Origin of the sequence: Mycobacterium sp. Root265, from assembly GCF_001428895.1 — a bacterium.
Taxonomy (GTDB): domain Bacteria; phylum Actinomycetota; class Actinomycetes; order Mycobacteriales; family Mycobacteriaceae; genus Mycobacterium.
The window spans coordinates 642,034-662,498 of sequence record NZ_LMJA01000031.1 but is presented as its reverse complement, the minus strand read 5'-3'; the positions used below and the strand labels follow the sequence as shown (position 1 = coordinate 662,498).

Sequence of the window (20,465 nt, the reverse complement as noted above, 5' to 3'; positions counted from 1 at the left end):
GGGGCCACAGCGCTGTTCAGTGCGCTGGGGGAGTTCCGGTCCTGACATCGATGAGCAGCGGACCCGTGCGCTGGGCGAGAGCAGCGGGGATCCGCTCGAGTTGGCCGGGGCCCTCGACGCGCACCGCCGGTACGCCCATCGCCTCGGCCACGGCGGCGAAGTTCACATCCCCGAGCAGCGGTAGGTCATGGCCCATGCCGATACGGTCGGTGATCTTGAGCTCGGCGCCATAGGCGCCGTCGTTGTACACGACCACGACCATGTCCAGCCCGTAGCGTGCCGCGGTGAGCAACTCGGACAGACCCATTGTCAGTCCGCCGTCTCCGACGGTCACCAGTGTCGGCCGGTCGCGCCTGCCCACCGCTGCACCGATTGCCGTTGCCAGCCCGAGACCGATCGATCCGAACGCCACCGTCTCGATGAAGGCCGAAGGCTCGGTCACGTGCAGCCACGAGTAGCCCGGCACCATGAACAGACCGGAATCGCAGACATAGGTGCGCTCTTGCTCGAACACCGCATCGAGCAAGAGGGTGAGCTCCCGGTTGTCGACCACGTCGCCTCGCTGTGCGGTGAATTCCGTGCGCGGATCGTACTGGGACAGTCGCTCGGCGAGTTCCGGAGTGCACAGTGTGCCCGATCGCGGCAGATTCACCTCATCGAACCAGTCCACCAGGGTGACCGCAGTCTGGGCGACGTCGGCGTGGACGGCGGCGGCGACCGGAGCATGCCGGCCAAGGTGCGCAGATTCGAGGTCGACCTGCACGATGCGTTTGCCCTCCAGCAGGGAGCCTTGCGCCGTGGTGTCCGAATTCAGGCTGGCTCCAAAGGCGATCAGGCAATCGGCCGCCAGGATGGTGTCGGTGGCGATCTGGTGGGACAGGCTGCCGCAGATCCCCAGATCGAAGGGCTCACCGCGGAAGTAATCCTTGGCGCACAACGTGGTGGCGAGCGGGGCGCCGATCCGCGCGGCCAGGGCTGTCAGCGGAGTACGGGCATCCGCGAGCACCGCTCCACGCCCGGCCAGGATGACCGGACGACGGGCATCGGCGATCGCTCCGGCAGCCACATCCAGGGCCGCCGGATCCGGCGCAATGGCCTGTAACGCAGTGATATTGACCTGAGCGGGCTGATAGGTCGTCGAATGGTGCTGGACATCGACCGGCACGTTGAGCACGATGGGTCGACGTTCGGCGCGGGCGCGGCCGAAGGCGCGCGCCACATCGTCGGAAATGGCGTCGGCGGAGTACACATTCTGAAAACCCGCGCCGGTCGGTGCGACGATACCGGCCTGGTCGACGCGCTGGCGACCGTACGGAAGCAACGGGTCAGTGTCACCGGCGAAAACCACCACCGGAATCCCGCGACGGGCCAGGTGGGTCAGGGCGGTGACCGTGTTGGTCAGGCCAGGACCGTGCGTCACCGAGGCGAAGCCCACCGCACCGGTGACCGCGGCGAACCCACCGGCCATCAGCACCGCACCGTCCTCACGGGCGGCCTTCACGTAGTCGACACGATGGTTGTCCCGCATCTGGGCGAGCACCTGGATATTGCCTTCCCCGATCACCCCGAAGGCGGTGGTGACGCGTTGGTCGGCGAATGCCTGTGCGAGGGCCGTATGGCCAGAGATTTTGTGGGACATTCTGGTTATAGAACCATGCACCGAGCATCGGGATCGACTCTGCCAAAACGTAGTTGACCTCTTACAGGGGTTGAGCTGATACCAGCACCAGCACCGACTTGTGCCTCGGTGTTGACCAGCGCAGCATCACGGTGAAGGTTGGAAAATCCCCAAGGAGGAAGACGTGTCAACGGTTCTCGACGTCGATAGCCACGAGATGGCGCCGCTGGAGCTTTGGGGTGAGGTGTTCGGCGAGGAGATCGCCCGCCGCATCAACGAAGTCGGGTTCGACATCCTGACCAGGACCCGGGCCAATTCGCTGTCGGTGCCGGGGCTGGAAGGCGACACGACAGCGATCAACCAGGAATCGGTGTGGCAACTCAAGGGCGCGACCGCCCCGTCGGCCATCGACCTGCGTCGCCGGCCGGCTGTGCTCGACGAGATGGAGATCTCTCGTCAGCTCGTGTTCCCGACCTTCGGCCTGTTCGCACTGATCCTGTTGAACGACCCGAACGCACCTACCTGGCTCGGGTTCGATGCGCAGAAGTTCGACGGCCGCGCGCTCGGCCGCCAAGCGGTCGAAGCCCACAACGAGTGGGCCGCCGAGATCACCCGGTCGACATCGAATCGGGTACGGCCGGTCGGCATCGTGATGACCGACGCCCCTGCGGAATCGATTGTCGAGCAGGCCAAGTGGGCGATCGATCAGGGTATCCGCGCACTGATGATCCCGGCGAACGTGCCCCCCGCGGGTGCGTCGCCGGCCCATCCCCAGCTGGATCCGCTCTGGCGGCTCGCGGCTGAAGCAGACATTCCGGTCACCATCCATCTCGGTACCGACAGCGGATTCATCAGTTCGACGGCATGGTCGCAGGGTGTCGAGATCTTCCATCCCTCCGACAAGTCCAGCATCGAACTGCCCATCGAGCCGTATCGGGCCACCAATATCCACTATTGCGCCGAGAACATGGTCTCCACGATGGTTCTCGGCGGGGTCTTCGAGCGGCACCCGGCGCTGCGATTCGGTGCCATCGAACTGGCGGCCGGCTGGGCAGGCCCACTCGCCGATCGGTTGGATGTCTGGGCCGACACGATGTTCAAGTCACGACTCAGGGACACGCTCTCGCTGCGGCCCTCCGAGTATCTGGCCCGCAACGTGCGGGTCACGCCGTTCTACTTCGAGCCGCTGGGACGTTATTACGAGCAGCACACCAATGTGTGGCCGATGTACTGCTACGCCACTGATTTTCCTCATGTCGAAGGCGGTAAGGACTCCCGGACGGTGCTGACCAAGGCACTGTCGTCGGCACCGCAGTCAGCGGTCGAACAGTTCTTCAACACCAACGGCGAGTTACTGCTGCCGGCGTGAGCCGCACCTTTCCCGCCCGGACATCCGAAACGCAAGGTAACCATGACACAGATGCAAGCCGGTGACGGCCTCGATTCCTTCGATGCCGCAGGTACGGTGACGACCTTCGACCACCTCGACCCGGAGCTCAACTACGAAAGACTGCAAGAGGTTTACCGTGGTCTCGGCGCGGGTTGTCCGGTACCGAAGACCACAGCCCATGGTGGGTACGCCCTGGTGACCCGATACGACGACGTGGTCGAGGTCGAGAAGGACGCCAAGACGTTCTCGTCGGCCAGTGGCGTGCTGCATCCTCCGCACGAGGGCCGCCCGCCCAGCATCCCGATCGAATTCGATGGGCCCGAGCACATCGCCTACCGGAAACTGTTCATGGAGGTGCTCAGCGCACCTCGGGTGCGTAAGCTTCTGCCCTACCTGGAGGGCCTCACCGAACGCATGCTCGACGGGTTTGCCGCCGCGGGAGATACCGATTTCGTGCAGCATGTCGCGGTGCAGATCCCGGTGCGCGCGGTGGGGCATCTGCTCGGTCTCGGCGAGGATGCCAATGAGATGATCCAGGCCTTCGCCACAAAGATTCTGGAGAACGCCGGCACACCGACAATGGTGGAGGCGCTGCAGGAACTCGATGTAGAGGCCGCGCGGTACTTCGGTGAGAGACGGGACAACCCCGGTGACGACTATCTGAGTCGACTGGTACACCTGGACTTCGGTGGTCGCAAGCTCACCGACGACGAGCTGAAAAACATCTTCCGGACGTTCGTGTTCGCCGGATTCGAAACCACGGCGCATGCCATGGGAAGTCTGGTGCATCACGTGGTCAGCCATCCGGACCTGCAGGCCGGTATGCGCTCGGGTGCCATTCCGTTGGAAGGTCTCGTGGAGGAAGGTCTGCGCATGCTGCCGCCCGTGCAGACCATGTTCCGCACCACGACCTCAGCGACCACGCTCAATGGCAGCGAGCTGTCCGCCGGTGAGCGGCTGGTGTTGCTCTACGCCGTTGCCAACCGCGACCCGGCACAGTTCGAGGATGCCGAGTCGTTCTGTCCGAGCCGTGTCAACCCCAGACAACACGTGACATTCGGGATCGGTCCGCACTATTGCGCGGGAGCGACCCTGGCGCGCGCGGAGATTCATGTCCTGATGAAGGCTCTGCTGAACCGTCCGCCGCTGGAACTGGCGGGGACGCCGAAGCACAACCCGCATCTGATGATGGGCCAGATGATGGGTGTCGATTACCTCCCGCTGCGCTTCCGGGAAGGCCCGTGCTGATGCGATCGGCGGTGCTGCATGAACTGAGAGCCGACCTGTCGGTCGAGAGCGTCACCCCGTTACCGCCGGGCCCACGGGATGTCATCGTGGAGGTCCGGGCCAGCGGCATCTGTCATACCGATCTGTCGATGCGTAATGGCATGTTCCCTACGATGTTCTCCGGCCCGATGATCGGCGGCCACGAGGGTGCGGGTGTCGTCATCGAGGTCGGCCCGCAGGTGTCCCGGGTGGCCGTCGGGGACCGGGTGATCACCTCCTTCAGGCCCGCGTGCGGCACCTGCACCTACTGCAACGACGGCCGCACCCATCTGTGTGACTCGCTGGCCTCCTTGATGCAGCGTCCGCGCGCGGTGCGCAGTGACGACACACGCGTCAACACGATGAGCGGTATCGGTACCTTCAGTCAGTTCCTCACCTGTGACGAAGCATCGGTGGTGCGGGTGCGGACCGACCTGCTCGACGTGCACCTGGCGCTGCTCGGCTGTGGCATGACGACCGGCGTGGGGGCGGCACTGTTCACCGCACACGTCCGGCCGGGATCGACGGTGGCCGTCGTCGGGTGCGGCGGGGTGGGGCTGTCGGTCATCCAGGGAGCGGTGGTCGCCGGGGCGGCACGAATCATAGCGATCGACCCGGTCGAGTCGAAACGTCAACTGGCACTGCGGACCGGAGCCACCGATGCGATCGACCCGAGCGCGCACCCAGCCGCTGAGCAGGTGCGGGAAATGACCCGCGGACGGGGAGTCGAGTTCGCCTTCGATGTCGTCGGGGGACCGGCGACCTTCGCCACCACCTACGCCATGCTCGATAAGGGCGGCATGATCGTGCTGGTTGGCTACGGCCCGATCGACAGTGAGCTGAGGCTGCCGGCGTTCGATCTGCAGTCCCAGGAGAAGGTGGTGAAAGGCTGCGTGGCGGGCTCGGCTCAGATCCGCCGGGACTTCCAGAAATTCATCGACCTCATCGAACACGGTCGGCTCAGGACCGAAGACATGGTGTCGAGCGAGGTGGCCTTGGCGGATATCAACGAGGCGATGCAGGCGATGCTGTCCGGGGACGTGGTCCGCAGCGTCATCACTACTTTCTGACGGCCACCCAGGTCTCCGTCAACTTCAGATACAGCCCAGCCCCAAGGATAGGAAGGTCGTCCATGCCGAAGTACTACAAGGTCAGCGATCCCGGCTTCTTCGATGCCATCACCCCGCCCGAGCTGAGGTTCGCGGGGGCGGCGACGCGTGAGGTGATGCCCGGATGGGATCTCGGTGCCATCGTGATGGGGGAGAACAGTACCGACCCGGACAACGCGGTCGTCTCGCTGCTGCGTATCGCCCCGGGAGACACGCTTCCCCGCCACGCGCATGACTGCTATCGGGTCGAGGTAGTCATATCGGGTTCCATCACGGTGCCCGACGGCGATATTCTGCGGTCCGGGGACATCATGACCTCCGACCCCCGCGAGTACTACGGACCGCACGTTGCGGGTGACCAGGGTTGCCTGTCGGTCGAGATCTTTTCGGCGGCCAAGGGGATGCTGCCCATCGGTGATACCGAGGACGCGGTCGCCGGCGATGTCGCCAGCCGAGTGAACGAGACGCTCTCGCGGCTGCAGGGAAACCCCAACGCAACAACGGTGTAATCGCATACCCCGCAAAGCCAGCGCCGGACGTGAGCATCAGCTCGTCCGGCGCTGGTTTCTTGTCCGACAAAAAACAGACACAGAAGGTGATAATCCAGTGAAAGCCAAGAAACCCCTCGTCGTCGGCATCGGCGGTACCCTGCGCGCCGACTCATCCACCGAACGGGTGTTACGGCACTGCCTGGCCTCCGCCGAGCGCCTGGGCGCCGAAACGAAGCTGTTCTGCGGTGAGGACCTGGACCTGCCGATGTACAACCCCTACGACACCATGCGGACTGCCAAGGCGACCGCGCTGGTGGCCGGCTTGCGGGCCGCCGATGCGGTCGTCGTCGCCTCACCCGGATACCACGGTGCGGTTTCGGGGCTGGTGAAGAACGCTCTGGACTACGCCGAGGATCTGCGTGCCGGTACGCGCACCTACCTGGCCGATATTCGCTGGGGAGCGATCGCGTGCGCTTACGGCTGGCAGGCCGCGGTCGGCACGCTGGGCCAGCTGCGAACCATCGGTCACGCGCTACGCGCCTGGCCGACCCCGTTGGGCGTGGCGATCAACTCCGCCACGGCCACATGGGGTCCGGACGGGTCGATTGAGGATCAGTCCGTCATCGGTCAGATCGACTGTCTTGCCGCGCAACTCCTCGACCTACCCGCCGACAGCGTGTGATACACCGGCGCAAGCACGATGGGGGCGGGTAGCCGAAGCCATCCGCCCCCATCGCGTCATACCGCATCGAGGTGTGCGCACCGTTACGCTATCTCGGTGCGAGCAGTACCGATTCGTCGAGCATGGACTGCGGTGGCTCCGGGTGGTGATACAGCGCCGCGGCGTTGCCGTAACAGATCTTCTTGATGGTCTCTATCGGCAGTGTTTCCAGCTCGGCGCGGAACAATTCCTGGCTGTCCGGCCAGGAGCTGTCGCTGTGCGGGAAGTCCACTTCGAGCATCATCCGGTCCTCGCTGATCACATCGAGCCGCTGGAATGCGGATGGGTCCTCGATGGAGGTGAACCAGAAGTTGCGATGCAGGACATCGACAGGGTGGATGGTCGATCCCGCCCAGACGCCGGGCTCGGCTTCCCGTTGGCGGTAGGCGCGGTGCAGACGCTCCACGACCATCGGCACCCAGGAGATGCCGGCCTCCGACAGTACAATGTGAATATCACTGTACCGCTGTGGAATTCCAGAGAATATCCAGTCGACGACGGTTTCGATCCCGTTGAGCGGGAACAACGCCACCTGTGCCGGTACCGGAGTGTCCGGGGAGGGGCAGCTGATGCGCCCGGACGACCCGATGTGCAGATTGATCGCGGTATCGGTCTCGGCGCAGGCCCGCCAGAACGGTTCCCAGTGATCGGAATGCACACTGGGAAATCCGAGCTGGGCCGGATTCTCGGTGAAGCTGACCGCGTGCACACCGCGCTCGGCGTTGCGGTAGATCTCCTTGGCGGCCAGTTCGGCGTCGGCCAGGTAGCTCAGTGCGCACGGAATGAAGCGATCGGGATGCGAACCCGCCCACTGTTCGACCGCCCAGTCGTTGTAGGCCTGCACACACGCGAAACCCAACTCCTTGTCCGGCATCCGTGAGAAGGTGGTGCCGGCAAACCCCCACGTGATGGACGGGAAGCACAGCGAACCCCAGACACCCGCGATATCCATGTCGTGAACTCGCGCATCAGTGTCGTAGACCGACGCCCGATAGTCCTCAAGTCGCATTTGCATGGACCGCCACTCGGTGATGGGCCGCCCGGCCGCTCCATCCATCCCGCTGAAGAAGAACTTCTTGTCGGCGATCTGCCACGCCGGACGGCCGTCGACATGGACCAGCCGCGGGACGTCATCGCGAAACTTGGCCGGAACGGTATCGAACAGTGTCGACGGCTCGAAAGAGTGATCATCGACCGAGATGACAGGGCACCAAACTGGTTTGGGGTCAGGCTCGGGCAGTAACGACAACTCGTAGTCACGGCCGACCGTGAAGATGCTGGAATCCGAAAGCGAATCCTCGAGATCACTGGGCATGGAATCCGTACCTCTCCGCCGCCGGAGCGGCATTCACCAATTTGGAAGGGACTAGAACAGGGGAACTTGTTTGGGTTCGGTGTAGGCCAGCAGGCCTTCGATACCGCATTCCCGGCCGATACCGCTTTGACCGAAGCCGCCGAACGGCCCGTCGAAGCTGCCGCCGGCGCCGTTGACCAGGATCATGCCGGCCCGCACGCGCTTGGCCAGCGCCGTCGCGCGATCGACGTCGGTACCCCAGACACTCCCGGCCAGACCGTATTCAGAGTCGTTGGCGATCGCCAGCCCCTCCTCGTCATCGGCATAGGGAATGATGCAGACCACGGGACCGAAGATCTCCTCCCTGGCGATGCGCATACTGTTGTCGGCCGCCGTGAACACGGCCGGCTCCACAAACCAACCGGTGTCAAGGCCGGCGGGCCGACCACCGCCGAGAACCAGTTTGGCACCCTCCGCCTGCCCAAGGGTGACATAACCCTCGACCCGCTCGCGCTGACGCTGCGACACGAGCGGACCGATTTCCGTGGCCGGCTCGGTCGGGTCGCCGACCACCATCGACGACACCATGTCACAGAAGGCATCGGTGAAATCGTCGATTCGACTGTGTGGTACCAGAATTCGAGTCTGATTTGTGCAGGTCTGGCCACTGTTGCGGAAGGCTGCGTCGCGCAGCCCCGCGACGGTGCGATCGATATCGGCGTCGTCGAGCACCAGCGCGGCCGACTTACCGCCCAGCTCGAGTGTGCACCGCCGCAGGGCGCGACCACAGATCTCGGCGACGCGCCGGCCGGCCTCGGTGGATCCGGTGAAGGCCACCCGATCCACAGCTGGATGGCTGATCAGATGTTCGCCGGCCTCACGGTCTGCGGGCACGACGTTCAGCACACCCGGAGGAAGCCCTGCCTCGTCGAAGATCTGGGCCAGCAGCAGTCCGTCGAGTGCGGTCTCGGGAGACGGCTTGGCCACCACCGTGCACCCGGCCACCAATGCGGGCGCAATCTTCATCAGCATCAACGCCTGCGGGTAGTTCCAGGGCGCGATGGCGGCCACCACGCCGGCCGGATCATGGATCACCGATACCGGCGTGCTGAGCTCGGTGCGATGTTGTTCGATCTCGAAGCGGTCACCAAGTGCGGTGAAATACCCGAGAACATGCTGTGCGATCGGGCCTTGAGCATTACGCGAGAAGGTGATCGGACTGCCCATCTCGGCGGTGATGAGATCGGCGATCTCGTTGGAATGCTCGGCATAGATCTCGCCGGCACGGCGCAGATAGCGAGTCCGTTCGGTGATCGGCAGACCCGACCAGCCGCCGTCATCAAAGGTCGTCCGTGCGGCGGCGACCGCACGATCCATATCGGCTGCCGTGCCGTCCGGTGCGTACCCGATGACCTCGAGGGTCGCCGGCGAGACGATATCCCGGCGGGAGCCAGTCGAGGCCACCCACTGGCCGCCGATGTAGATCGTGTCGCGCTGCCGGGAACGCAGTGCGTGTCCACGAGCTGACATTGCTGACCGCCTTAAGAGTCGACGTTGTGGTGTGTGCACCGCGTGTAACCGATCTCAACGAATCATGTTGGATACCAGTCGCTCCCCTGATTCGAAGCGGGTGGCGTGCGGTCGCTGCGGTGTGTACCCCAAGGTTCATCGCTGCCGACGATGCCGTCAAGGAGGGTGCGTGGTGGTGACAGTGCCCCGGTCTTGATGAGGGGTGTCAACGCAACCCCCCTTCGTGCATGCGGCGGAACTAGCGTCTGCGGTAGGTGAAATGCATGGCACAGAAACGGAGACACCCCGCACAGATGGTCAACCGATGGGTGAAGTCCGAGGCGGACGTGGTCGGTATCTGCCCCGAAATGGTTGAAGTGCGATATCTGAGTATTCCGACCGGTATCGCACCTTTTCGGCTTCCCAATGGGCGGCTGACACCGACGGACATCCCGGCGATCGTGCTCCGGTTGACCGATGGCGAGGGAGTGCAGGGGTTCTCGCTGCTGTGGTTTCAGCAACCGGGGCAGGCCGTCCTGGTCGGCGCGGGACTGCAGTACCTGTGTAGAGAGGTGGTTCCGGCGGCCGGAATGGTCGAGCTGGACGCCGGGGTCCTGTCCGCGACCCGGTTCGTCGGTGAACACGGTGTCATGGCATTCGCGTCGTCCGGACTCCGGATGGCAGCTGAAGACCTACTTTGCAGGCGTCGTGGAATCGGACTCGCCGACCTGGTCGGGCGCCGACGTGAACGGGTCCGGTGTTACCAGACGGGCCTGATGCTGCAGTCGAGTACCGACGAGCTCGTGGCGGAAGCGGCGGCGATCTACGCGAGCGGTGTGCGCGCGGTGAAGATGCTCGTCGGCAAACCGGACCTCGACGAGGATGTGGACAGGGTCCAGGCGGTCAGAGATTCACTGCCGACCGATGCCGTGCTCATGGTCGACGCCCTGCAACGCTGGGACAGTGCTGCCACCGCCCTGCGCGCCGCACATCGATTTGAGCCCTTCGGGATCCACTGGATCGAGGACCCGCTGCCGCATACCGACATCTCCGGTTACCGCGACCTCGCGCAGCGGTCGCCGGTCCACATCGCCAGCGGCGAGACATCGTTCTCTCTGGTCGATATCGAGGAACTCGTGGGTGCCGGCGTGCGCTATATCGTCGGCGAGCCCGAACGCGTCGGGGGACTGCGAGCATGGCTGGATGTCGCTGATCGCGTGCGCGAATCGGGCGCCACGATGCTGCCGCATCTCTATCCGCACGTGTCGGCACAGCTGCTGGCGACGCTGCACCAGGAGGAGGTGTGGCTGGAGTACGTGCCATGGTTCGATCAGCTGGTATCGCAGCAGCTGTCCGTCACCGCCGACGGAATGGTCCGTGTGGATTCCGAGCCTGGAGCCGGTTTCACACCTTGTCCGGACGCACTGGATCGACTGGCCTGGGGCCCCTGGCACCAAGTCGGTCGGTGAGCCGGTCAGCGCAGTGATGGTGTAAGGCGTACCCGTTCAGTTCGTTGACTTGGTGCCGCCGCGGCCGTGAAATCGAGTCAGTCGAACGCGTTTGGAAGTTCGGCGCGGTCGGCATCGGCATCGATAGCGAGTAGCGGAGGGTAGGAGTGGCCATGGACTGGTTCGACCGGAGAATTGTGCAATACATGTTGCACTGGCAGCCGTTCGGTGGACCGCCCGAGGAGGAGGTGCTGCCGCGGTTCGGGATGAGCTTGCCCCAACTGAACCGGCGTTTCGACCGGATCGTCAAGAGAATGGAAGTCCAGCGGGAGGCACTGCGATCCGAGGATGTGGCCTTGCTGTCGGCCGTCAACCGCGTCAAGGTGGAGGCGGCAGTCAAACGCGAGTTGGAGTCGGCGGAATCGCCGTTGCGTTGGCCGTTCTCGACCTCTGCCGAGCCTCGTTTCGTGTGAATGCGGTTCAGAGAATATGACTCCTGGTGATGTGTCCGGATACGAGGCCGCGATTCTGCTCCTGCGGGTGGTTCTGGGTCTGACGATGGCCGCGCACGGCTACAACAAGTTCTTCGGCACAGGCGGCATTGCGGGCACTGCCCGGTGGTTTGACAGTATCGGCATGGCGCCGGGTGCTCTTCACGCGCGAGTGGCCGCAGGTGCCGAGATCATGGCTGGAGTCTGTCTGGCGATCGGATTCCTGACTCCGCTGGCTGCTGCCGCATTCGTCTCGTTGATGGTCGTGGCAGCATGGATCGTTCACCGCGGCAACGGATTCTTCATCACCAAAGACGGCTGGGAGTACAACCTGGTGCTGGCGGCCGGAGCAGTAGCGGTGGCAGGGACCGGGGCCGGCACTCTCAGTCTGGACTCTCTGTTGTTGCGCGATGCCGCCTTGTGGCCGCTGCTGCATGGGTGGGCGGGCTTGGCGATTGCGGCGATAGTCGGGCTGTTCGGCAGCGCCGTCCAGTTGGCGGTCTTCTTTCGTTCACCTCCGCTTGCTGCGTCTTGATCGCCCAACCCAATATGGCCTGGAATATGTTGCTTGTGACCAACATTCGTCGTATTGGCGTCGCGATGAAACTGGCACAATCGGTACCCGTTCGTAATCGCCGCGCGATCTTGACCCTCGCCGAATCCGTTGGCTATAAACGGCACAGCCGTCAATTGTGACGCGCATAACACTCTGCTGAAGAGTGTTGTCCCAGCAAGGAGTTGAGAGACATGTCGATAGATTCTGGGCCCGCCGATGAGCTGGAACCTGGCGATCTCGTGCGAAACGGATACGAAATTCGTCACCTGTGTTTACTTTCCAGCACGGACCGCCTGTCCTCCTCGGTGGTTCGCAGTCCGTCGGGTAGTCAGCTCACGCCGGCGGCCCAGACCTGGTCTCTGATACCCGAGAATTGGGGCCGATGGCTGCGTGTCGGGGTCTTTGCCGCAGGCATCGGTCTCGCCCTGACCACCGGACACGGCGTTGCGGCGGCGGACACGTCGTCTGGTGGGTCGGATTCGTCGGGTGGTGCGTCGTCGGGTCGTGTTTCTTCGCAATCGGACTCGTCGACAGGGGCGTCCTCGGGTCGTGGATCTTCCGAGCCGGATTCTCCGCGCGCAACAGCCCGTGGCGTTCGTGGCGACCGTGCCGACGACACCGATCGCCGTCAGCGTCGTGCGGGATTCGACAACGGTGCTGATGGTGATAGCGCCCCCGACGCCGGCGAGAAGAGCAGTGGCGACAAGCCCAGCGACAGGAAGCGCGCCGACGGGACGCGCAGCGCGAATGCGGCCGGTGACGGCCGGCGCGAGGCGGCCGGCGAAGGCGCTCGCGGTGTTGTGCGTGTGCAATCCCAAACTGCGAGGCTGTCGGCCCCGCAGCGTCCGGGTGAGCTGACCGCTGCGCGTACGACTGCGCAAGCGGCAGCAGATTCGACCGATTCGGATCCTGCGGAACCGATTACGCCACCGACCGGTGCTGCTGCCTTTGTATTCGGCGCGGCGCGTGCGGCCGACGAATCGATGGCCATGGCTCGGGTGGTCCCGTGGTCGGCGTTCGTCAATCGTTGCGGACTGATTTGTAACGGATCCGACGGGACGCAGGCGAATCCGAATGGCGTCGGTGGTGGTTGGATATTCGGCAACGGCGGAGACGGCTGGTCGAGCACCGTGGAGGGTGTGGCCGGCGGCAGGGGCGGTGTCGGAGGATTGTTGTGGGGGAACGGCGGTGCCGGTGGGGCAGGCGGTCTCGGGGCACGGGGCGGCGGTGGCGGTAATGCCGGGCTCCTGGGTGGAAACGGTGGTCGTGGCGGCGATGGTGGAGGCGGGGTCACCGGAGTTTCCGGCGAGTCCGGTGTGAACGGGGGGCGAGGCGGCAACGGCGGAGTCGGTGGCGACGGCGGCTCCGGTGGCCGGGGTGGCCTGTTCTTCGGCTGGGGTGGCGAGGGTGGAGACGGCGGCATCGGCGGTGCAGGCGGAGCTGGGGCACACGGCACCACGGCGTCGACCGCTGAAGAAGACGGTGGTCCCGGCGGCGACGGTGGCAGTGGAGGCTTCGGCGGGTTTGGTGGCGCGGGTGGTAATGCCGGTTTGTTCATCGGCGACGGTGGTAACGGCGGCTCCGGGGGCGCGGCCGGTGCCGGTGGTGCCGGTGGATTCGGCGGCACCGGGGGAGCCACGGTTGTCACGCTGGCGGGCGGCCAGCTCACCGACAGCGCCGGTGTCGGTGGTATCGGTGGCTTCGGTGGTGCAGCTGGTTTCGCGGGGCTCGGTGGCGTCGGCGGCACGCGCAGCATGTTCGGCCGGGCGGGTGTGACCGGAGTCAACGGTGCGGGTGCGCTGGCCGGAGCCGGTGGCGGTGTGGGTGGTAATGGCGGACTGGGCGGGCGGTTGCCGCTGGTCCAACTCAACTCCGCAACCCCCGCTCAGGCGGCGCTGGCAGCACTGATGAAGAGGCTGGGTCTGCCGATCCAGGCTGCGACCGGAATACAGTTGGAGGACATCAACGGGCTGTTGCTCGGCCCGCTGAACGCCTACCTCTATAACCCGGTCATCGGTGAGGCGATCTTCAACATCGGCAATACGTTCTCTTCGTCGACACTGTCCGCACGAGTCAAGGAGATCGTGATTCTCTCTGTCGGCGGTAAGTGGGGATCGCCCTATGAGCTCTACGCCCACGAGCTCGTCGCTCGAATGGTGGGTGTTCCCGAAGCTGCCGTCGTGTCGCTTGCCAGCGGCCAGCCTCCGGTCGGTCTCACCGGCAACGAACTTGTGGCGGCGCAGTTCGTACAGGAGCTCATCTCGACCTACCGGGTGAGCGCGGCTACCTACCAGGCTGCCGAGGCGGCATTCGGTCAGACCGGAGTCGTCGATATGGTCAATCTGGCCAGTACGTACCTCGGCGTTTCGGCGACGCTGAACGCGTTCAATGTGCGTGGGCCGAATACGGCTGCGCCCGCGGTGCTTCCGACGCCGGCCCCGGCAACTCCGCCGGCCCCGGACGGTCCGAATGGATTGGGTGGCCGGCTGCCGCTGCTGGATCTCGACACCGCCACGCCGGACCAGCTGGCGCTTGCCGCGCGGATCAAGGCCCTGGCGCTACCCATTCAACAGGCCACCGGCATCGAGTTGGTGACGCCCGAGGGACAGCTGATCGGCCCGTTGAACGCCTACCTGTACAACCCGGTCATCGGCGGAGCACAGTTCGACGTGGGCAATACGTTCTCGTCGTCGACGCTATCCGCCCGGGTGAAAGAGGTGGTCATCCTCTCGGTTGGCGGGCTCTGGGCTTCGGACTATGAGGTGTGGTCACACGCCAAGGTGGCCCGGCTCGTGGGTCTGCCCGAGGAGACGATCGTCTCGCTCGGCAGCGGTCAGACTCCAGTGGGGCTCAGCGGAAGCGAGCTGATCGCCGCCCAGTTCGTGCAGGAGCTCGTCTCGACCTACCGTGTCAGCGATCAGCTGTACTACGCGGCAGAGGCGGCGTTCGGGCGGGTGGCGCTCGTCGACCTTGTCAATCTGGCCAGCACCTATCTCGGTGCCTCTGCGGTGTTGAATGCCTTCGAGATTCCGGTTCCGCAGGAGGCGCCCGCCAGCGTGTAGATCGTCGTGCGCACTCTCGGCGGGGCGTCTCCACCACTGTGGAGGCGCCCCGTTCGGGTAGCTGCGGTCCTATGCCGGTGGTGTACCCAGCGGCAAGGGTGTGACGGCTCGGTCGAGCACCTCGTGCAGCGTGCCGGCGGTGGGAATCTCCAGCCAGAACTGGACCGCGGTGTGGATGGCAGCGACGACGGTCGCGGCCGCCAAGCGTGGACCGAGGTCCACCAGCGGGTCACTTCCGGTGCGATAGGCGATCTCGGCGGCGACGACCTGTTCGACCTCGATATCGGACTTTCGCTCCTCGGCGAACAATGACGGTTCGGATCGGATCAGGCGCGCACGTGCCATCCAATGTCGATCAGGCTCACCCGTGAACAGGGTTTTGGCAGCAGCGCGTAGAGCGACATGCAACGCCTCCTCGTCGGGCCGGGCCCGCAGAGCCGCGCAGAAGACATCGGCCCGAATCGCCGCCACGCCGACGATTGCCGACTCCTTGCTGGGGAAGTAGTTGTTGAATGTCCGGGGCGAAACACCGGCTGCAGCGGCGATGTCCTCGATGCGGACCGCCGCGACCCCGTTTTCGACAGCGAGGTCGAGTGCAATAGCGCTCAACCTCGCACGCATGTCGCGCTTCTTGCGTTCTCTCAATCCCAGTGAACGTTGGTCATGGTTCACAGATCCGATGGTCCCCTCAGATGTCACGTGTAAATCCGTATTCGTGCAATTGTTTTGGCTCGCCGAGCGACAGTCGGGGGAGCGTGCGAGACAGTGGAGTGGACAGGAAAAGGTTGCGCGCCGCGATGCCCAACCGAGTCCGGGGAACCGTTATGTAGGTGAATAGGTGGCCCTGCTTGCCGGCGACAAGCGGACGCTGTGCAGCCTCGTACCGGGCAAATGCTCGCTGCGAGGCGTCTTGGGAACTCAATTCGCCGGCTAGTCGGTAAGCACCGGTCAGTGCCAACAACGCTCCCGCTCCCGAGGCCGGCGAGGCGCAGTATGCCGCATCGCCCACCAGCACGACGCGTCCCATCGACCACGACGGCAGCTTGATCTGGTCCAACGCGTCGAAGTAGAAGTCCGGCGCGGCGTCGGCGGCGTCTAGGAGGGCCGGCACCTGCCATCCGAGGTCGCAGAATGCATCGCGGAGCAATTGACGCTGTGCGTCGATGTCGCGGTAGTCATAGGTTATGGGGTTGCCGCTGCGGAAGGTGAAGTTGATCAGTCCGTGCCCGGTCCCGTCCCGGTGCACAGCGACGGACCTTCCTGGCTCGTTGTAGAAAGTCGTCCAATGCTGTTCGCCCACGGCAAGATCGGTACTGCAAACCGCATAGTAATGATGCTTGAAGACACGAAACGAGCTCTCGGGTCCGAAAGTCAGGCGCCGTACACCCGAGTGCATACCGTCTGCACCTACCACGTAGTCGAACCTCTGGGATTGCCGATGAGTGAACGCGACGGTTATCCCTGAGTCATCTTGTTGAAGCTCAGTGACAGAGTCGCCGAAGATGTACTCGACGTCAGATTCGGTGACCGAATACAGCAACTGCGACAGGTCGCCGCGGGTGATCTCGATGTCTTCGGAGCCCACCATCTTCTCGACGTCGGCTGCCGCGAAGCGTACGCGCTGCTGGCCATCGCGATCGACGAAACGCATACCCTGGTTGACCAACGCGCGCTCCTTGATCGCCGCACTGAGCCCCATTCGTTCGACAACTGCCAGCGCCTCGGAGCGGATGTCGACGCCATTCCCGCCGCGTCGGAGTTCAACCGCCTGTTCGACGATAGTGACCTCAAATCCGGCGCGAGTCAGCCAGAAGGCGGTTGCCGGTCCGGCGATACTGGCACCAACGATGAGAACTTTGGCTTTCGGCATGAGTGACATCCTGGCAGAATATTGCGTAGTCCGCAAAATTGCTGAACACGCAAAATTAGCGGGATGTCACCCACCAGGCGCGTGACGAACCCTGCGATGGAGGCATGCCAACCGAACGGGAGAGGCGCGCCGAGGAACTCCGCGACAAATGCAAGAACAATAGGCAGAGCGGGGGCAGGTGATAGTTACCGAATGGGGAGCCTTCCCGAGCGGGAACACTCGTCGCAGTTTCCGGTCTGGCCAGGGGTGGGCCGGCGGCACCGTGTAGCTTGTCCGCGCGGTAGGAGGACCGCACGATCGGACCCGCCAGTACGCCGGCGAATCCGAGAGCTTCGGTGAAGGTGATGAGTTCGTCAAATTTGCCGGGGCGCATATCGTTCCGGCTCTTGTCACTTGCGTGAGTGAATCGGTTCCGCCATCGCCGTGAGAGCTTCGCAACCCCGCACCTAGACGCCTCGGGCTCTCCAACGAGATTGAGATCACAGCCCGTTAGTGCGAGCGACACCGGCTTCCCGCACCCCATGGCCGATCGTCAGCGCGAAGCCATGTCGTGCCGCCGGTCAGCGAGATGGTCTCTTCCGGAGTCGCGAGAGTAGCGACGCATATTCGGCTTCGCGTTGGTAGACACGGCACCACATGTGGAGGCGCTCGAGTGTTGAAGGGGGAAGTGCAATTTGGCCCTGCAGGGCGACGTGAACGAGGCGGTGTATGGCAGCCGAGTGGTGAGCGCTGCCCAGGTCCATGAAGACCAGGGCGCGTTGCTCGACGCTCAGGTGTGCGTTCAGATTGTCGGCAAGTTCCCACGCAATCTGGTGTTCAGTCGTTGCAATCATGTTGTTCTACCTTCTGTTGTGCCGCTGCTCCTGTCGGCTGAGACCGTTCATCGGGATTTCGGCTGGACGCTCGGTAGCAAGAACTGCAGGTGCCTTGGCTCCGAGTTCGGGAATCAACGATTGCCCGGAACCGGCGCTATGGCTGTCGACGGGTTGCTCTGTCTCGGAGACGCAGTCAGGAGTGTCGCCACGGCGGTGGCAACGACTGACAACGCCATAACCACCTGGCCCAGATGAATGGCTTCGGCCAGCGCGATCGTGACGCGAGTGTCTTTGCTTGAACTACTGAATGTGCTTCTGTCGGTCGTGCCAGGCGCGTTCGCGTAGCAGATACTTCTGAGTCTTGCCGGTGGATGTCTTGGGAAGGTCACCGAATATCACGTGCTTGGGTGCCTTGAACCGCGCAATGTTGGCCCGGACGTGATCGATGATGTCTTCGGCCGTCGCTTCGCGGCCAGGTTTGAGTGCGACGTAGGCGGCCGCTACTTCGCCCCACTGAGGATCCGGTACCGCGATGACTGCAACCTCAAGGACGGCGGAGTGCTCCATGATTACTTGCTCAACCTCTACCGAGGCGATGTTCTCGCCGCCCGAGATGATTACGTCTTTACTGCGGTCGCGTAGTTCGATATATCCGTCAGGATGGCGCACGCCCAGGTCGCCAGTTCGGAACCAGCCGTCGGGCGCCGCCGCTTCGGTGCCCTTCAGGTCATGCAGATATCCAAGCATCACGTTGTTTCCGCGCAGTGCGATCTCGCCGGTACTCAGGCCGTCGGAGAGCACGTCGGTGCCATCATCGGCGAGTACTCGAATCTCGCAGGAGATCATGTTCGCGACGCCCTGCCTGGCTTTGATCTTCGCGCGCGATTCCAGATCGAGTGCGTCCCATTCGGGGCGCCAGTCGCATATGGCTGCGGGTCCGTATGTCTCGGTCAGTCCGTACAGGTGCGTGACGTCGAATCCGAGCTCCGCCATCCGCCGCAGGATGGCCGGTGAAGGCGGCGCACCGCCGGTGGCGACCCGAACGGGGGTGCCCTCGATGGCGTCCGCCTCGGCCGCGTACGCGAGCATGGACAGCACGGTCGGTGCGCCGTTGAGGTGAGTTACGCCGTGCCGGCGGATCAGTTGCCAGACTTCCGAGGGGTCGACCTTGCGCAAGCACACATGTGTGGCGGCCGCAGCTGTGACCGCCCAAGGGAAACACCACCCGTTGCAGTGAAACATCGGAAGCGTCCAGAGGTAGACCGCCGACGGGGACAAACCCGTATGACCGACCATCGCCAGCGCTTGCAGGTAGGCGCCACGGTGGGAATACATCACCCCCTTGGGTTTTCCCGTCGTACCCGAGGTGTAGTTGACAGATAACAAGCTCAGCTCATCCGTCGGCGTGCGCCGTACCGGGGAGGCCGCCGACAACATCTGCTCGTAGTCACCGTGTTGACCATCGTCAGCCTGCACCAGGATCGGCGAGATGCTCATCTGGGCGCGGACCTGTTCCACGACCTCTGCATGTGTTGAGTCATAGATCAGCACTGCCGCCTCCGAATGGCCCAACATATAGGCGATTTCAGATGCAGAGAGACGTGTGTTGAGGGCGACCAGGGGTGAACCGGACCACGGGACGCCGAAATGCGACTCCAGCAGGACGTGCGAGTTGGGTGCCAGCACTGCGACGGGCCGTCCCGACGACAGCTGAGCCAACGCCCCAGCTAGCTGCGCGGACCGTTGGTGGAGTTGTTCGTAGGTCCATTCGTTCAAACCGTCCACCACTGCAACACGGTCGCCATGACAACTGGCCGCTCGATCGAGGTATGCGGTGGGCGTCAACGGTTCGTAACTCATCGACGTGAGTTGCGCAGATTGCCCGCTGGCCTTCATCGCGGCGTTCCTCCTCGGGATAAAGTCTCTTGACCGACTGACGGAGTAGCCGCTCGTGTACTTCCCCGCCCTCCGTCGCTGACTGACGGCGGACGTCGGACGAAGTGCTGTCCAGTCAATACCCCTGTTGCACTGTCGGGCAACGGGTATGAGCGAAATCGAGCATTTTGCCAAGTCCAACGAGGTATAGGACGTTGATCACTGGGCAGATCGATCACTTTCCTGTTTGGTGAATGAGGTCGTCGAGCAGTGGCGTGATTCTGTAGTCGACCAGTTTGCGCATCACCAGCGAGGTCGTTGTCTGTTCGACACCATCGATGTCCAAGATTCGGCCGGCTATCCGGTAGAGGTCATCGGCTTCGCGCGCCACCACGTGAATCATCAAGTCGGTGACTCCGCCCAGCCCATGGACTTCGATCACTTCAGGAACCTGTTCGAGGGCGTCGGCGATCTGTGCGAGTTTGCGCTGAGTCACCCGCGTCAGGATGAATGCAGTGAGCGGGTACCCGAGTGCGGCAGGATCGATCCGGCGTTCGAGCGATCTGAACACATGTTGGTTTTCCAGCTTGTTCAGGCGCGCCTGAACGGTATTGCGGGAGACCTTGGTTGTGTCGGCGAGCGCTATCACGGTTGCGCGCGCGTCGTCGCTGAGCGCCTTGATGATCCTGGCGTCGATCGCGTCGATCGCGTCGATGCGCGTTTTGTTGGTCATAATGCCCAGCCTGCTGAGTCCGGAGTGCCGGAAAGTGAGCAGATTGCGTATAAAGGCGGCCGCATCTTGCGCAGACGGAGAGCCGCTGGTCCACTGAGGGTGACTTTTTGCACGAGCGAACCGTACCTCGGGTGACAATGCGTCACCACTACGCCGGGCAACCCTCATCCGGGGACCCGCACAGGGAGGGGCCGCAGACCCATGATCTGGGTCCAGT

The 20,465-nt window shown here is 63.9% G+C and carries 16 protein-coding genes; 9 read left to right on the top strand and 7 right to left on the bottom strand.

All coding sequences use genetic code 11. The features are described 5' to 3' along the window. Positions 1-16: 16 nt before the first annotated feature. On the bottom strand, positions 17-1,639 hold the full coding sequence (locus ASE48_RS28965) for a thiamine pyrophosphate-binding protein (protein ID WP_057170586.1): 1,623 nt from the start codon (positions 1,637-1,639) through the stop codon (positions 17-19). 163 nt (positions 1,640-1,802) lie between these two features. Between ASE48_RS28965 and ASE48_RS28960 the strand changes: the two genes are divergently transcribed. The 5 genes from ASE48_RS28960 (at position 1,803) to ASE48_RS28940 (ending at position 6,556) form a co-directional block, all read left to right on the top strand. Beyond that, on the top strand, positions 1,803-2,987 hold the full coding sequence (locus tag ASE48_RS28960) for an amidohydrolase family protein (RefSeq protein WP_156409409.1): 1,185 nt from the start codon (positions 1,803-1,805) through the stop codon (positions 2,985-2,987). 42 nt (positions 2,988-3,029) lie between these two features. After that, positions 3,030-4,256 (top strand): cytochrome P450, encoded by a 1,227-nt coding sequence (locus ASE48_RS28955; RefSeq protein WP_057170584.1) that lies wholly within the window; start codon positions 3,030-3,032, stop codon positions 4,254-4,256. Beyond that, positions 4,256-5,344: a zinc-binding dehydrogenase gene (locus tag ASE48_RS28950; protein WP_082614516.1), complete on the top strand. Its 1,089-nt coding sequence runs from the start codon at positions 4,256-4,258 to the stop codon at positions 5,342-5,344. The genes ASE48_RS28955 and ASE48_RS28950 overlap by 1 nt, the downstream gene beginning before the upstream one ends. A gap of 62 nt (positions 5,345-5,406) precedes the next feature. Further along, the gene (locus ASE48_RS28945) at positions 5,407-5,892 is read left to right on the top strand and encodes a hypothetical protein (protein ID WP_057170582.1); all 486 of its coding nucleotides are present in this window, start codon (positions 5,407-5,409) and stop codon (positions 5,890-5,892) included. Between the two features lie 97 nt (positions 5,893-5,989). Further along, entirely contained in the window at positions 5,990-6,556 is a 567-nt protein-coding gene (locus ASE48_RS28940) for an NADPH-dependent FMN reductase (RefSeq protein ID WP_057170581.1), read from the top strand. A gap of 88 nt (positions 6,557-6,644) precedes the next feature. On the opposite strand, the gene ASE48_RS28935 is transcribed toward ASE48_RS28940, so the two are convergent. Both ASE48_RS28935 and ASE48_RS28930 read right to left on the bottom strand, forming a co-directional pair. After that, positions 6,645-7,910: an amidohydrolase family protein gene (locus ASE48_RS28935; RefSeq protein ID WP_057170580.1), complete on the bottom strand. Its 1,266-nt coding sequence runs from the start codon at positions 7,908-7,910 to the stop codon at positions 6,645-6,647. A gap of 51 nt (positions 7,911-7,961) precedes the next feature. After that, complete coding sequence (locus ASE48_RS28930) at positions 7,962-9,458, bottom strand: aldehyde dehydrogenase (RefSeq protein WP_235571641.1); 1,497 nt, start codon at positions 9,456-9,458, stop codon at positions 7,962-7,964. A 224-nt stretch (positions 9,459-9,682) separates the two neighbouring features. On the opposite strand from ASE48_RS28930, the gene ASE48_RS28925 reads away from it, so the two are divergent. From ASE48_RS28925 to ASE48_RS33725, 4 genes are all read left to right on the top strand, one after another. Beyond that, positions 9,683-10,867: a mandelate racemase/muconate lactonizing enzyme family protein gene (locus ASE48_RS28925; RefSeq protein WP_082614480.1), complete on the top strand. Its 1,185-nt coding sequence runs from the start codon at positions 9,683-9,685 to the stop codon at positions 10,865-10,867. A gap of 152 nt (positions 10,868-11,019) precedes the next feature. Continuing rightward, a complete protein-coding gene (locus ASE48_RS28920) occupies positions 11,020-11,319 on the top strand; it encodes a hypothetical protein (RefSeq protein WP_057170577.1) in 300 nt (99 codons plus the stop codon). Positions 11,320-11,335: 16 nt separating this feature from the next. Then, a complete protein-coding gene (locus ASE48_RS28915) occupies positions 11,336-11,872 on the top strand; it encodes a DoxX family protein (RefSeq protein WP_057170576.1) in 537 nt (178 codons plus the stop codon). A 212-nt stretch (positions 11,873-12,084) separates the two neighbouring features. After that, a complete protein-coding gene (locus ASE48_RS33725; protein WP_162264286.1) occupies positions 12,085-14,955 on the top strand; it encodes a carboxymuconolactone decarboxylase family protein in 2,871 nt (956 codons plus the stop codon). A gap of 69 nt (positions 14,956-15,024) precedes the next feature. On the opposite strand, the gene ASE48_RS28905 is transcribed toward ASE48_RS33725, so the two are convergent. The 4 genes from ASE48_RS28905 to ASE48_RS28885 all read right to left on the bottom strand — a co-directional run bounded on the left by ASE48_RS28905 (position 15,025) and on the right by ASE48_RS28885 (position 20,248). Further along, complete coding sequence (locus ASE48_RS28905; RefSeq protein WP_057170574.1) at positions 15,025-15,576, bottom strand: acyl-CoA-like ligand-binding transcription factor; 552 nt, start codon at positions 15,574-15,576, stop codon at positions 15,025-15,027. A gap of 67 nt (positions 15,577-15,643) precedes the next feature. Beyond that, positions 15,644-16,825, bottom strand: a complete 1,182-nt coding sequence (locus ASE48_RS28900) for an FAD-dependent monooxygenase (protein ID WP_162264285.1) — start codon at positions 16,823-16,825, stop codon at positions 15,644-15,646. A gap of 1,115 nt (positions 16,826-17,940) precedes the next feature. Then, a complete protein-coding gene (locus tag ASE48_RS28890; RefSeq protein ID WP_057170571.1) occupies positions 17,941-19,536 on the bottom strand; it encodes an AMP-binding protein in 1,596 nt (531 codons plus the stop codon). Positions 19,537-19,750: 214 nt separating this feature from the next. Then, a complete protein-coding gene (locus ASE48_RS28885; protein WP_057170570.1) occupies positions 19,751-20,248 on the bottom strand; it encodes an Lrp/AsnC family transcriptional regulator in 498 nt (165 codons plus the stop codon). Between the last annotated feature and the right edge of the window lie 217 nt (positions 20,249-20,465).